Genomic DNA, 14,662 nt, shown 5'->3' with positions numbered 1-14,662 from the left:
ACCATGAGTGACAAGCCTGGATACCGGCGCCCGCAAGCGGGCACTCAACCTGATTACCTGCACCCGGCCTACCAGTCGACGAACCTGCGTTCGCCGTCCCAGCCGTTGGTGTTCCTGCCCCATTCCTTGTCGGAAATCACCGGTCCGACCATCGGCGCCGAGCATGTCAACGAGAAGGACAATGACCTCACGGCCCAGCATGAAGGCGAGCCCCAGGGCGAACGCATCATCATTCATGGTCGCGTGCTCGACGAAAACGGCCTGCCGGTGCCGGGCATTCTGGTGGAAATCTGGCAGGCCAACGCCGCCGGTCGCTACAACCACAAGCGCGACCTGCACGATGCGCCACTGGACCCGAACTTCACCGGTACCGGCCGCACCGTCACCGACGCCGAGGGCTGGTACCAGTTCCAGACCATCAAGCCCGGCGCCTATCCGTGGGGCAACCACCACAACGCGTGGCGCCCGGCGCATATCCACTTTTCGCTGTTCGGCCCGAGCGTGCTGACGCGGCTGGTCACGCAGATGTACTTCCCCGGCGACCCGCTGCTGGAATACGACCCGATCTACAACTGCGTGCCGGACACTTCGGCCAAGCAACGTTTGATCGCCAGCTTCGACCTGGAAAAAACCATTCCTTCCTATGCCCTCGGCTACCGCTGGGACATCGTCCTGCGCGGCCGCGACGCCACGCCGATGGAGAAATGAGATGACACTCAACGCGACCACGTCCCACACCGTCGGGCCGTATTACCACATCGGCCTGACCTGGCTGAACCGCGAAGACCTCACCGTGGCCGCCACCCTTGGCGAGCGTGTGGCGATCAGCGGGCAGGTGGTGGACGGCAATGGCGATGTCGTCAACGACGCCATGCTCGAAGTCTGGCAGGCCAATGCCGCCGGCAAATATGACCATCCGGAAGATGAGCAGGACAAAGCCGTCGACCCGAACTTCGAAGGTTTCGGCCGGGTGCCGGTGGATGCCGAAGGGCGGTTTCGCTTTACCACCATCAAGCCGGGTGCGGTTCCTGGCCTGAAAGGCACGACCCAAGCGCCGCATTTGGTGGTGCTGGTGTTTGCCCGTGGCTTGGTGAAGCACTTGCTCACGCGGATCTATTTCGAGGGCGAGGCGTTGAATGGGGATGACCCGTTGCTGGCGTGTGTGCCCTCGGAGCGTCGTGGCACCTTGATCGCCCAACAGGATGCGGCGGGGGTGTATCAGTGGAATGTGATTTTGCAGGGGACAGATAAGGAAACGGTGTTCTTCGATTATTGAGTGGTTTTTTAGGGCCCCATCGGGGGCAAGCCCCCTCCCACATGTTGACCGCACCGCCTATCAAATGTGGGAGGGGGCTTGCCCCCGATGAGGCCGGTTCAGGCACCACCTACCCAAAAGTTTTCTTGCGGAACATGGTTGTTGCAAAGTATGTCTAGGCTACACACGTTCCCACTGAGTGAAAAAACATGACAACAACAACGAGTCACTACACCGGAGAAGAACGCAGCAAACGGATTTTTGCGATCGTCGGGGCGTCCTCCGGCAACCTCGTCGAATGGTTCGACTTCTACGTCTATGCCTTCTGCGCCATTTACTTTGCCCCGGCGTTCTTCCCGTCGGACGACCCTACGGTCCAACTGCTCAACACCGCCGGTGTGTTCGCCGCGGGCTTCCTGATGCGCCCTATCGGCGGCTGGCTGTTTGGCCGGGTCGCCGACAAGCACGGGCGCAAGAATTCGATGATGATCTCGGTGCTGATGATGTGCGCCGGTTCCCTGGTCATCGCCTTCCTGCCCACCTATAAAGACATCGGCGCCTGGGCCCCGGCGTTGCTGTTGGTGGCGCGCCTGTTCCAGGGCTTGTCGGTGGGTGGCGAATACGGCACCACCGCGACCTACATGAGTGAAGTCGCGCTCAAGGGCCAGCGCGGTTTCTTCGCGTCGTTCCAGTACGTGACGCTGATCGGCGGGCAACTGCTGGCGGTGCTGGTGGTGGTGATCCTGCAACAGATCCTCACCGAAGAAGAATTGCGCGCCTGGGGCTGGCGGATTCCGTTCGTGATCGGCGCCATTGCGGCGGTGATCTCCCTGTTGCTGCGTCGCACCCTCAAGGAAACCACCAGCAAGGAAATGCGCCAGGACAAGGACGCCGGTAGCGTGGCCGCGTTGTTCCGCAACCATAAGGCGGCGTTTATCACCGTGCTCGGCTACACCGCCGGCGGCTCGCTGATTTTCTACACCTTTACCACTTACATGCAGAAATACCTGGTGAACACGGCCGGGATGCACGCCAAGACTGCCAGCTACATCATGACCGGCGCGCTGTTCGTGTACATGTGCATGCAGCCGCTGTTCGGCATGCTCTCGGACAAGATCGGCCGTCGTAACTCTATGCTTTGGTTCGGCGCCCTTGGCACGCTGTGCACCGTGCCGATCCTGCTGACCCTGAAAACCGTGACCAACCCGTTCCTGGCCTTTGTGCTGATTTCCCTGGCCTTGGCCATTGTCAGCTTCTACACCTCGATCAGTGGCCTGGTGAAGGCGGAAATGTTCCCGCCTCACGTGCGTGCCCTGGGTGTCGGCCTGGCCTATGCAGTGGCCAACGCGATCTTCGGTGGTTCGGCGGAATACGTGGCCCTGGGCCTCAAATCCATGGGCATGGAAAACACCTTCTACTGGTACGTCACCGGCATGATGGCGGTGGCCTTCCTGTTCAGCTTGCGCCTGCCGAAACAGGCAGAGTACTTGCACCACGATCTATAAGGGACGCGTTATGACGCTGCGCACGAGCAATCAACTGTTCGACGCTTACTTCACGGCGGGCAGCATGGCCGAGGTGTTCTGCGATCAGGGACGCTTGCAGGGCATGCTGGATTTTGAAGCGGGCTTGGCCCGGGCCCAGGCCCAGGTCGGCTTGATTCCCCAGGCCGCCGTCGCACCGATTGCCCAGGCCTGCCTGGCGTCGTTGTACGACGTGGATGCCCTCGGCGTGGCGATTGCCACGGCGGGGAATTCGGCGATTCCGCTGGTGAAGGCGCTGGGCAAGTTGATTGCCAGTGAAGATGCCGGGGCCGAGCGCTACGTGCATCTGGGCGCGACCAGCCAGGATGTGATGGACACCGGCCTGGTGCTGCAACTGCAGCGGGCGGTGGGGTTGATCGAGGCGGATTTGGTGCGTCTGGGCGACATTCTTGCCGCCCAGGCCCAGCGCTATGCCGGCGTGCCATTGGCCGGGCGTACCTGGTTGCAGCATGCGACGCCGGTCACCCTGGGAATGAAAATCGCCGGTTGGCTGGGCGCTGTCACCCGCAATCGCCAGCGTCTGGCGCAGCTGAAACCGCGTTTGCTGGTACTGCAATTCGGTGGTGCATCCGGAACCTTGGCAGCGCTTGGCGAACAGGCCATGCCGGTGGCCGAAGCGCTGGCGGCTGAGTTGCAACTGACCTTGCCCGAACAACCCTGGCACACCCAACGGGATCGCTTGGTAGAGTTCGCCAGCGTGCTCGGCCTGATCGCCGGCAGCCTGGGCAAGCTGGGCCGTGATATCAGCTTGTTGATGCAGACCGAAGCCGCCGAGGTTTTTGAACCGTCCGCACCAGGCAAGGGTGGTTCGTCCACCATGCCGCACAAGCGCAACCCGGTGGGCGCGGCGGTGCTGATCAGCGCCGCTACCCGCGTGCCGGGCCTGGTCTCGACGATGTTCAGCGCCATGCCCCAGGAGCACGAACGCAGCCTGGGCCTGTGGCATGCCGAATGGGAAACCCTGCCGGAAATCTGCCGCTTGGTGTCCGGGGCGTTGCAACAGGCGTTGCTGGTGAGCGAAGGCTTGGAAGTCGACCCGCAGCGCATGGCACAAAACCTCGACCTGACCCAAGGCCTGGTATTGGCCGAAGCCGTCAGCATCGTGCTTGCCCAGCGCCTGGGCCGCGAAACCGCGCACCATCTGCTGGAGCGATGCTGCAAGCGTGCCGTTGCAGAGGGGCTTCACCTGCGGGCGGTACTGGCGGATGAGCCACAGGTCACCGCCGAGTTGTCTGCAACTGAATTGGACCGTTTGCTTGATCCCGCCCACTACCTGGGCCAGGCCCACACCTGGGTCACCCGCGCCGTAGCCGAACACTTTGCTTGAGGAGACCATCGTGGCATTTGTACAACTCGCCGAGGGCGAACTGCATTACCAATTGGACGGGCCTGAGGGTGCGCCCGTGCTGGTGCTCTCCAACTCGTTGGGCACCGACCTGCACATGTGGGACATCCAGATCCCGGTCTTCACCCAACATTTTCGCGTGCTGCGTTTCGATACCCGTGGCCATGGCAAGTCCCTGGTGACTCCAGGCCCCTACAGCATCGAGCAACTCGGTCAGGATGTGATCGCGCTGCTGGATGCTCTGGATATCCAACGCGCGCATTTCTGTGGGCTGTCCATGGGCGGCTTGATCGGCCAATGGCTGGGCATCCATGCTGGCCAGCGTCTGCAGCGCCTGGTGGTGTGCAACACCGCCGCCAAGATCGGCACGCCCGAGGTGTGGAACCCGCGCATTGAAATGGTGCTGCGTGATGGGGCGGCGGCGATGGTGGCGCTGCGCGATGCATCGATTGCACGCTGGTTCACCGCAGACTTTGCGGCGGCCAACCCGCACCAGGCCAAGCAGATTACCGACATGCTGGCGGTCACTTCACCCGAAGGTTATGCCGCCAACTGTGCGGCGGTGCGTGATGCGGATTTCCGTGAGCAACTGGCTTCAATCAAAGTCCCGACCCTGGTCATTGCCGGCACTGAAGATGTCGTCACACCGCCGGCCGGCGGTCACTTTATCCAAAACCATGTGCAGGGTGCCGAGTACGCCGAGTTCTATGCGGCGCACCTGTCCAATGTGCAGGCCGGTACGGCGTTCAGCGACCGCGTGCTGGAGTTTCTGCTGGTGCATTAAACCTGCGGCGAGGGAGCTTGTTGTGGTGAGCGGGCTTGCCCCGCGCTGGGGCGTGAAGCGTCCCCAATGAAGGCGACGCACTTATTCAGATGAGCGTGGAGTTGTCAGGTTTTAGGGCTGCTCCGCAGCCCCGCGCGGGACAAGCCCGCTCACCACAAGTAATCGATTTGAATACGGAGAATTTGTCGTGGACGAGAAACAACGTTATGCCGAAGGCCTGCAAGTGCGCCGTGAAGTGCTGGGCGATGCCCATGTCGATCGCAGCCTCAATGCCCTGACCGAATTCAACAGTGAATTCCAGGAAATGATCACCCGGCACGCCTGGGGTGACATCTGGACCCGTCCCGGCTTGCCCCGACACACCCGCAGCCTGATCACCATTGCCATGCTGATCGGCATGAACCGCAGCGAAGAACTCAAGCTGCACCTGCGCGCCGCCGCCAGCAATGGCGTGACCCGTGCCGAGATCAAGGAAGTGCTGATGCAGAGCGCGATCTACTGTGGGATCCCGGCGGCGAATGCGACGTTCCACTTGGCGGAGTCGGTGTGGGATGAGTTGGGGGTTGAGTCGCGGGAATAGGGGTCAGTGGGAGTCGGCGTCCCACACCCAATTCCACACGCCTGGCAGATGCACCTCTTCACTCACCTCCTTGACCGTACGCGCCAGCGCCGCGCGCTGTAGCTGGGCGGTGTCGGTGTAGAAGGGCTCGGCGGCAGTCTTCATGCCGTTGATCCGGGCGCTGTCCAGCAGGATCTGCAAGTACTCCTGCATATGCCGCGCGGTGTAGCGGTTGATGTCGTGGAAGGTCACCACCACCGGTATCACCCCGTCCACCGTCGGCAACTCACCCAACGCAATGCGCTCGCGCACCACCGACAGTTGCCGGTATAAATTGGCTCGGCGGCGCGGGCTGCCGTTGAAGCCCCAGATCTTGCCGTCATTGGCGCTCAGGTCCGTCAGCAATACGTGCATGCCATGGCGCTGGTAGGCGGCGAAGGTGCGTCGGTCGTAATTCCAGAACGGCGGGCGCACCAGCACCGGCGGCGCGCCTGTGATCGCTGCAATATCGGCGGCGCCTTGGCTGAGGGTGCTTTCCAGTTCGGCATCGCTCAGCCAGCGGTGGTTGGTGTGAAACCCCGTGGCCGTGTGGAAGGCCAGGATGTGACCGGCCGCATACTCGCGCTGCATGGTCTTGCGGCCCCTTGCGCTGCCGCCGGAACGGGCTGCTTCGGTCTGCAAGAAGAACACCGCCTTGATCCCCGGCAGCACCGGGTTCTGCGCCAGGTCGTCGATCACCGACCGGCTCGGGTTGTTGTAGCCCGACGCGCTCGGGCCGTCATCGAAGGTCAGCAGGAAACGGATCGGTGCCTGGGCTTGCAGGCGTTGCTCGGTTTGCGGCGTGAGGGCAATGGGCGCGCCGATGCAGCCGCTGAGGCTCAGGGCCAGGGCTAGCAGGGCGGACGCATAAGCGAAGGATTTCATGGTGTGCGCGGGCTCGAATGAAAGCCGCTGCTGATTCAGCTCAGCAGCGGCAGGCGCGCACCATACAGCAAGGTCAATGATGGTTTACAGCAGGCTTATCGGGTAACTGACGATCAACCGGTTTTCGTCGAACTCATTGTTGCTGTAGTCGCGGCGCATGCTGGAGTTACGCAGGCGCACATTGAGGTTTTTGGCCACGCCGCTTTGCACGGTATAGCCCACTTCGGTTTCGCGACCCCATTCCTTGCCGTCGGTGATGGTGCCGGTGTGCACGTTACTGCCACTGATATAGCGGTTCATCAGGGTCAGGCCGGGCACGCCGAGGGCGGCGAAGTTGTAGTCGTGACGTACTTGCCAGGATTTCTCCTGGGCGTTGTCGTAGCTGGCGTTGTAGCTGTCGTTGGCCAGGGTGCCGCCGCTGGTGCCGTTGACGCGCATCCACGCGCTGTTGCCGGTGAGTTTTTGCAGGCCCACATAGAAGGTGTTGCCGCCGTACTTGGCGGAGAACAGGCCGGACCAGGTCTTGTTGTCCAGGTCGCCGGCGCGGGCGCTGCCGTCGTCCTTGCCGTAGAAGAAACCCAGGTTGGCGCCCAGGGTCCAGTCGCCGATAGGCTGGCTGTGGATCAGGTTGACGAACTGCTGGCTGTAGATGTCCTTGAGCTGCGCATTCCACAGGCCGATCTGGGTGCGTTTGTCGTTGAACGCGTATTCGCCGCCCTGAAAGTTGAAACGGTCCGAGGTGAAGGCGGTTTTACCGAACATGGACATGTCAGTCATGCTGCTGTCGTCGCGCGGGCTGTTGGCCCGGAACTGGCCGCCATAGAGGGTCAGGCCATCGATTTCTTTCGAGGTGATTTGCCCGCCACGCAGGGTTTGCGGGAGGGAGCGGCCGTCGTCCGAGCTCAGGATCGGCAGCACCGGCATCCACTCGCCGACCTTCACTTCCGTCTTGGAAATACGCGCCTTGAACGCCACCCCTAGACGCCCGAATTCATCCGCCGGGCGGCCATCACGGTCTAACGGCAACAGTTGGGTGCCCCCGGTGCCGCGTCCGCCATCCAGTTTCAACGAATACAACCCCAGCACATCCACGCCAAACCCCACCGTGCCCTGGGTAAAGCCAGACTTGGCGTCGAGGATGAAACTCTGCGTCCACTCCTGCGCGCCGCCCTGGGTCTTGGTGGGGTTGGTGTAGTTGCGGTTGAAGAAGAAGTTGCGCAGGTTGAGGTTGGCGCTGGCGTCTTCGAGAAAGCCGTGTTCTTCAGCGACGACGGGCAGGGCGAGACTGGCGACAGCGGTTGCCAGCAAGAGCCGGCGCGGGTGGAAAGTGCTCATGGTGTTTGACCTGTTGTTATTGGGTTTATGCAGGTGGCGGCCATGGTGCGGGGCGGTATGGGGGCGATGAAAGTGGGGGAGAGCGGGTTGTGGGCGATGATCGAACGCAAGTTGGCCAACCCCTGAAAACAAAAAGCCCACCAAGAGGTGGGCTTTGTTGACGTAGGTGCTATCAGAACAACTTCAGCGCCGGTGCTTCTTCTTTCAACGGCTCGTTCTTCGCAGTCTGCTCGTTCCAACCGCCGCCGAGGGCCTTGTACAGGTTGACCTCGCTGGTCAGTTGCGCCAGGCGGTCGGTGATCAGCGATTGCTGGGCACTGAACAGTTGGCGCTGGGCATCGAGGAACGTCAGGTTGCTGTCGACACCAATGCGGTAGCGACGCTCGGCCAGGCGGTAGTAATCCTGGTTGGCCGCGACGAAGCCACGCTGGGCATCCAGTTGCTGCTTGTAGGTCTCACGTGCGGCGAGGCCGTCGGAGACTTCCTGGAAGCCGGTCTGAATCGCCTTCTCGTAGTTCGCCACGTTGATCTCTTTCTGGATCTTCGAGTAGTCCAGGCTGGCGCGGAGGCTGCCGGCGTTGAAGATCGGGATGTTGATCTGCGGGGCGAACGACCAGGTGCCCGAGCCGCCCTTGAACAAGCCGCCCAGGTTTGGGCTCGCGGTGCCGGCACTGGCAGTCAGGGTGATGCTCGGGAAGAACGCAGCACGGGCCGCGCCGATATTGGCGTTGGCGGCCTTGAGGTTGTACTCGGCCTGGACGATATCGGGGCGACGTTGCAACAGGTCGGACGGCAAGCCGGCCGGCACTTCGCTGAGCAGGTCATCCGACAGCGGCTTGCTGGCGATATTCGCCGGCAGGCCGGTGCCCAGCAGCAGGGTCAGGCTGTTTTCGTCCTGGGCCACCTGGCGGGTATAACGCGCCAGGGCAACCCGGGCGTTTTCCACCGAGGTGCGCGACTGGCTCAGGTCGAGGGCCGAGGCCACGCCAACTTCGTTGCTGCGCGAGGTGAGCTTGAAGCTCTGCTCGTAGGCATCCAGGGTGTCCTGGGTGAGCTTGAGCAGTTCCTTGTCGGCCTGCCAGGTCAGGTAGGCATTGGCCACACTGGCCACCAGACTGATCTGGGTACTGCGCCGCGCTTCTTCAGTGGCGAAGTACTTTTGCAGGGCTTCTTCACTCAGGCTGCGTACGCGACCGAACAGGTCCAGCTCATAGGAGCTGATCCCGAGACCGGCCGAGTATTGGCTGCTGATGGTCGATTCGCCGGTCTGCGACAGGCGGGCCGGCGTACGTGAACGGCTGCCGCTGCCCGTGGCCGACACGGCCGGGAACAGGTCGGCGCGCTGGATCTGGTACTGCGCGGCATAGGCGTCGATGTTCAGGGCCGCGACACGCAGGTCGCGGTTGTTCACCAGCGCGGTCTGGATCAGCTGTTGCAGGGCAGGGTCATGGAAAAACTGCTTCCAGCCCTGCTCGGCAGCGGCCTGGCTCGGCGCCTGGGCCGACGAATACGCCGGCCCCTGCGGGAACTGTGCGGCCACCGGCGCTTCGGGGCGCTGATAGTCAGGTATCAGCGAGCAGCCACTGAGCACGAATGCCGTGACGGCTAGGGAAAGTAGCGACTTGCTCATTGGCCAGCCTCTTTAGGGGTTTCAGTTGTGTCAGTCTTTTTACGTTCGCCAGCGGCGGATACGGTTGCGAAGAACAAGGGCACCCAGAAGATCGCCAGCACAGTGGCCGTGATCATACCGCCGATTACACCGGTACCGATGGCGTGCTGGCTGCCTGAGCCGGCACCCGAGGAGATCGCCAGCGGCAGTACGCCGAGGATGAATGCCATGGAGGTCATGATGATCGGACGCAGACGCATGCGGGACGCCTCGATGGCCGCCTCGACAATGCCTTTGCCCTGTTCGTGGAGCTCTTTGGCGAATTCCACGATCAGGATGGCGTTCTTCGCCGCCAAGCCCACCGTCACCAACAGGCCCACCTGGAAGAACACGTCGTTGGACAGCCCGCGCATGCTGGTAGCGATCAACGCACCCACCACGCCCAGCGGCACAACGAGTACCACCGCAATCGGGATCGACCAGCTTTCGTACAGGGCCGCAAGGCACAGGAACACCACCAGCAGCGACAGGGCGTACAGCGCAGGTGCCTGGGAGCCGGACAGACGTTCTTCGTACGACAGGCCCGTCCAGGCATAACCTACGCCCGCCGGCAATTGCTTGGCGATACGCTCGACCTCGGCCATGGCGTCACCGGTACTGTAGCCCGGTGCCGGGGTACCGAGGATTTCCATCGCCGCTACACCGTTATACCGCGACAGCTTCGGCGAACCGTAGATCCACTTGCCCGAGGAAATGGCCGACATCGGCACCATCTTCCCGGAGTCGCTGCGCACGTACCATTTGTCCAGGTCTTCCGGTGACATCCGGCTAGCGGCCTCACCCTGCACGTACACCTTCTTCACCCGACCACGGTCGATGAAGTCGTTGACGTAGCTGCCACCCAAGGCGATCGCCAGGGTCTGGTTGATGCTCGACAGCGTAATGCCCTGGGCGCTGGCCTTCTCGTCGTCGACGGTGAGTTCGTACTGCGGCTCGTCGTTCACGCCGTTGGGACGTACACCTGCGAGGATCTTGCTTTGTGCAGCCATCCCCAGGAACTGGTTACGCGCTTCCATCAGTTTTTCGTGGCCGACACCGCCCTGGTCTTGCAGGAACACGTCGAAACCAGTGGCGTTACCCAACTCCAGAACCGAAGGCGGCACGATGGCAAATACCATAGCGTCCTTGAAGGCCCCGAAGAAGTAACCCTGGGCACGCTTAGCCACTTCGAATACCGACTGGGAAGCGTCACGCTCATCCCATGGCTTGAGCATCACGAACGCCAAGCCCGAACTCTGGCCGCGGCCAGCGAAGTTGAAGCCGTTTACGGTAAACACCGATTTCACGGCCTTGCCTTCGCCTGGCTCGCCTTCCTTGTCGTTGAGCAAGAAAGCGCGCATGTCGTCGACGACTTTTTGCGTACGTTCAGCCGAAGAGCCGACCGGGGTTTGGACCTGTGCAAAGATCACACCCTGGTCTTCTTCCGGCAGGAACGCGCTAGGAATGCGTGTGAACAGCCAGATCATGCCGAGGACGATGACCAGGTACACAAAAAACGCTGGGAATTTGTGCTTGATCATGTTGCCCACGCCGCGCTCGTAGCTCAGTACGCCACGGTCGAAGGTGCGGTTGAACCAGCCGAAGAAACCACGCTTGGGTTGGCCGTGCTTCTCTGGGTCGATCGGCTTGAGCATGGTGGCGCACAAGGCCGGGGTGAAGATCAGGGCAACCAGTACCGACAACGCCATGGCCGAAACGATGGTGATGGAGAACTGTTTGTAGATCACACCGGTGGAGCCGCCGAAGAACGCCATCGGCAACAGTACCGCCGACAGTACCAAGGCAATACCCACCAGGGCGCCCTGGATCTGGCCCATGGACTTGACCGTCGCTTCTTTAGGCGACAAGTGTTCCTCGGCCATCACCCGCTCGACGTTTTCCACCACCACGATGGCATCGTCCACCAGCAAGCCGATGGCCAGGATCATGCCGAACATGGTCAGGGTGTTGATGGTGAAGCCGAACGCCGCCAGGATCCCGAAGGTACCCAGCAATACCACCGGCACGGTCATGGTGGTGATGATGGTGGCGCGGAAGTTCTGCAAGAACAGGAACATCACCAGGAACACCAGCACGATCGCTTCGACCAAGGTGTGCACCACACCGGAGATCGATTCGGTCACCACAGGCGTGGTGTCATATGGCACCACCGCCTTCATGCCCGGCGGGAAGAACGGTTCCAGGGACGCCACGGTGGCACGGATGGCCTTGGCGGTGTCCAGGGCGTTGGCGCCCGACGCGAGCTTGATCGCCATACCGGAAGCCGGCTTGCCGTTGAACTGTGCACTGATGCTGTAGTTCTGGCCGCCGAGTTCGATACGCGCGACGTCACGCAGGCGAACCTGCGAGCCGTCGGTGTTCACCTTCATCAGGATCTTGCCGAACTCTTCGGCGGTCTGCAGGCGGGTCTTGCCGATGATGGTCGCGTTCAGCTGGGTGCCGGGCAGGGCAGGCAGGCCGCCCAATTGACCGGTGGCCACCTGGACGTTCTGGGCCGAGATGGCGGTGCTGACGTCGACCGGGGTCAACTGGTAGTTGTTCAGCTTGGCCGGATCAAGCCAGATACGCATGGCGTACTGTGAACCGAACACCTGGAAGTCACCCACACCCGCAGTCCGCGAGATCGGATCCTGGATGTTGGACACGATGTAGTTGGACAAGTCGTCCTTGTTCATGCTGCCGTCTTCCGACACCAGCCCAATTACCATCAGGAAGTTCTTCACCGACTTGGTCACGCGGATACCCTGCTGCTGCACTTCTTGCGGCAGCAGTGGGGTCGCCAGGTTCAGCTTGTTCTGCACCTGAACCTGGGCGATGTCCGGGTTGGTACCCTGGTTGAACGTCGCGGTGATGGTCATGCTGCCGTCGGAGTTACTGTCCGAGGCCACATAACGCAGGTTGTCGATACCGTTGAGCTGTTGCTCGATGACCTGCACCACGGTGTCCTGCACGGTTTGTGCGGACGCGCCTGGGTAGGTCACCTGGATGTCGATGGCGGTGGGCGCGATGGCCGGGTATTGGTTGATGGGCAACTTCAGGATCGACAGTGCCCCGACCAGCATGATCACCAGGGCAATTACCCAGGCGAAAATGGGACGGTCGATAAAAAATTTCGACATGGGTTACTCCCCCTGGCCAGCAGCGGCAGCAGGAGCTGGAGCAGAACCGGCAGGCTTGGCGTTGTCGGCGTCCTTGACCTTGACTTCGATGCCCGGCTTGATGAATTGCAGGCCTTCGGTGATCACGCGGTCACCGGCGTTCAGGCCTTTTTCCACCAGCCAGTAGGCGCCGGCAGTGCGGTTGGCCACCAGTTGACGCTGCTCGACCTTGTTGTCCTTGTTCACCACCATGGCGGTCGGGATACCTTTGATATCGCGGGTCACGCCTTGTTGGGGGGCCAGGATGGCTTTGCTGTTCACGCCGGCTTGCAGTTGGGCGTGTACGAACATGCCCGGCAGCAGCGTGTGGTCAGGGTTGGGGAACACGGCGCGCAGGGTCACGGAACCGGTGGTCTGGTCAACCGACACTTCGGAGAATTCAAGCTTGCCGTCCTGGCCGTAGTCGCTGCCGTCTTCCAGGGTCAGCTTGACCTTGGCGGCGTTGGCGCCGGCTTTTTCCAGTTGGCCGCTTTCCAGGTCACGGCGCAGTTTCAGCATTTCGGCCGAAGACTGCGTGACGTCGACGTAGATCGGGTCCAGTTGCTGGATCACGGCCATGGCATCGGTCTGGCCATTGCTGACCAGCGCGCCTTCGGTCACCGAAGAACGGCCGATACGCCCGGAGATCGGCGCGAATACTTTGGTGTAACGCACGTTGATCTGGGCCGTTTGAACGTTTGCTTCCGCAGTCATGCGGTTGGCGACGGCGGTGTCGTATTCCTGGCGGCTGACGGCTTGTTCATCGACCAACTGCTTGTAGCGGTCGGAGATGGACTTGGTCTGGGTCAGGCTGGCTTGTGCGCTTTTGAGGGTGGCGTCGTACACCGACGGGTCGATCTGGTAGAGCTGTTGCCCTTCCTTCACGTCGCCGCCTTCCTTGAACAGGCGCTTGAGAATGATGCCGTTGACCTGTGGGCGAACTTCCGCGATGCGGTAGGCGGTGGTGCGGCCTGGCAGCTCGGACGTCAGGGTATAGGCTTGCGGTTGAATGGTGACCACGCCGACCTGAGGGGTTTGAGCGGGCGGAGCCGCTTCTTCCTTTTTACATCCGCTGAGCAGCGATGCCAGGGCGACGGCAGTGACCAGAGCGGTAACAGCTGGCTTAAGTTGCATGAAGATCCTCGGGTCAGGCGCGCAGAGTGCGCACAAGAAGTGTGGAAGGGTAAAAAACAAGCACTGACTGGATAAGTAGCTTGCTACGCAATATACTTACGTTCATGGTTGTTTGTAAACTCTTGACAGGCTGCGCGGAATGTTGACAAAGCAACGCCCAAAGCCTCGATTTCATTACGTTCGGCACCCATGACGGTGTCGTCCCACAAATATTCGGATGATCGTTACCGACGGTTAATTCTGCGTTAACGATAGTCTCAAGTGTCCTGATTGAGGTTGTACTGCCATGGTTCGTCGCACCAAAGAGGAAGCTCAGGAAACGCGCAGCCAGATTCTTCAAGCCGCCGAGCAAGCCTTCTATGAGCGCGGCGTCGCGCGGACCACGCTGGCGGACATCGCCGCGCTGGCCGGTGTGACGCGGGGTGCCATCTACTGGCATTTCAGCAATAAATCCGATTTGCTCCAGGCGTTGCTCGACACGCTGCATGAGCCGCTGGACGAGTTGGCCAGGGCGAGTGAAAGCGAGGATGAACTCGACCCGCTGGGCTGCATGCGCAAGCTGTTGATTCATTTGTTTCATCAAGTGGCCCTGGACCCGAAAACCCGGCGCATCAACGAGATCTTGTTCCATAAGTGCGAATTCACCGATGAAATGTGCGATATGCGTCGCCAACGTCAGACCCATAGCCTGGAGTGCAACCTGCGCATCGGCCTGACCTTGCGTAACGCGGTCCATCGCGGGCAACTGCCGGAAAACCTCGATACCACCCGTGGCGCGGTGTGCATCCACGCCTACATCAACGGGCTGATCGGCCAGTGGCTGCTGGTCCCCGACAGCTTCCAACTGCATCAGGAAGCCGAACGCTGGGTGGATGCCGGGCTGGACATGCTGCGCTGGAGCCCCAGCCTGCGCAATTGAGACAAAATGCGTAATTGCATCAGGTTGTGTCAACAGTAAAGCCCAAGGACAGTCAAT

12 protein-coding genes are annotated in these 14,662 nt (G+C 61.4%); 7 read left to right on the top strand and 5 right to left on the bottom strand.

The annotated features are described in order from the left end of the window. Positions 1-3 precede the first annotated feature (3 nt). From pcaH to pcaC, 6 genes are all read left to right on the top strand, one after another. Positions 4-708: a protocatechuate 3,4-dioxygenase subunit beta gene (gene pcaH, locus WH299_RS25230; protein WP_123476469.1), complete on the top strand. Its 705-nt coding sequence runs from the start codon at positions 4-6 to the stop codon at positions 706-708. Position 709: 1 nt separating this feature from the next. Continuing rightward, on the top strand, positions 710-1,276 hold the full coding sequence (gene pcaG / locus WH299_RS25225) for a protocatechuate 3,4-dioxygenase subunit alpha (RefSeq protein WP_122724759.1): 567 nt from the start codon (positions 710-712) through the stop codon (positions 1,274-1,276). Positions 1,277-1,464: 188 nt separating this feature from the next. Next, positions 1,465-2,760: an MFS family transporter gene (locus WH299_RS25220; protein WP_016975088.1), complete on the top strand. Its 1,296-nt coding sequence runs from the start codon at positions 1,465-1,467 to the stop codon at positions 2,758-2,760. Positions 2,761-2,770: 10 nt separating this feature from the next. Beyond that, positions 2,771-4,126: a 3-carboxy-cis,cis-muconate cycloisomerase gene (locus tag WH299_RS25215; RefSeq protein WP_339551616.1), complete on the top strand. Its 1,356-nt coding sequence runs from the start codon at positions 2,771-2,773 to the stop codon at positions 4,124-4,126. A 10-nt stretch (positions 4,127-4,136) separates the two neighbouring features. Next, positions 4,137-4,928, top strand: coding sequence for a 3-oxoadipate enol-lactonase (gene pcaD / locus WH299_RS25210; RefSeq protein WP_339551614.1), 792 nt, complete (start codon positions 4,137-4,139; stop codon positions 4,926-4,928). Positions 4,929-5,115: 187 nt separating this feature from the next. Beyond that, complete coding sequence (pcaC, locus tag WH299_RS25205) at positions 5,116-5,508, top strand: 4-carboxymuconolactone decarboxylase (RefSeq protein WP_028619276.1); 393 nt, start codon at positions 5,116-5,118, stop codon at positions 5,506-5,508. 3 nt (positions 5,509-5,511) lie between these two features. Here pcaC and WH299_RS25200 read toward each other — a convergent pair whose 3' ends face one another. The 5 genes from WH299_RS25200 to WH299_RS25180 all read right to left on the bottom strand — a co-directional run bounded on the left by WH299_RS25200 (position 5,512) and on the right by WH299_RS25180 (position 13,686). Beyond that, positions 5,512-6,411, bottom strand: a complete 900-nt coding sequence (locus WH299_RS25200) for a polysaccharide deacetylase family protein (protein ID WP_122724765.1) — start codon at positions 6,409-6,411, stop codon at positions 5,512-5,514. Positions 6,412-6,495: 84 nt separating this feature from the next. After that, on the bottom strand, positions 6,496-7,746 hold the full coding sequence (locus tag WH299_RS25195; protein WP_339551612.1) for an OprD family porin: 1,251 nt from the start codon (positions 7,744-7,746) through the stop codon (positions 6,496-6,498). Between the two features lie 172 nt (positions 7,747-7,918). Further along, entirely contained in the window at positions 7,919-9,376 is a 1,458-nt protein-coding gene (adeC, locus tag WH299_RS25190; RefSeq protein ID WP_016975095.1) for an AdeC/AdeK/OprM family multidrug efflux complex outer membrane factor, read from the bottom strand. After that, on the bottom strand, positions 9,373-12,534 hold the full coding sequence (locus WH299_RS25185; protein ID WP_122724771.1) for an efflux RND transporter permease subunit: 3,162 nt from the start codon (positions 12,532-12,534) through the stop codon (positions 9,373-9,375). The genes adeC and WH299_RS25185 overlap by 4 nt, the downstream gene beginning before the upstream one ends. 3 nt (positions 12,535-12,537) lie before the next feature. After that, positions 12,538-13,686: an efflux RND transporter periplasmic adaptor subunit gene (locus WH299_RS25180; protein WP_028619280.1), complete on the bottom strand. Its 1,149-nt coding sequence runs from the start codon at positions 13,684-13,686 to the stop codon at positions 12,538-12,540. A 286-nt stretch (positions 13,687-13,972) separates the two neighbouring features. On the opposite strand from WH299_RS25180, the gene WH299_RS25175 reads away from it, so the two are divergent. Next, complete coding sequence (locus WH299_RS25175; RefSeq protein WP_010212311.1) at positions 13,973-14,605, top strand: TetR family transcriptional regulator; 633 nt, start codon at positions 13,973-13,975, stop codon at positions 14,603-14,605. Positions 14,606-14,662 lie beyond the last annotated feature (57 nt).

Source organism: Pseudomonas sp. MYb541 (assembly GCF_037479595.1).
Lineage (GTDB): Bacteria > Pseudomonadota > Gammaproteobacteria > Pseudomonadales > Pseudomonadaceae > Aquipseudomonas > Aquipseudomonas canadensis.
Note: the sequence above shows the minus strand (reverse complement) of the source record. Positions and strands in the feature narration are given on the sequence as shown.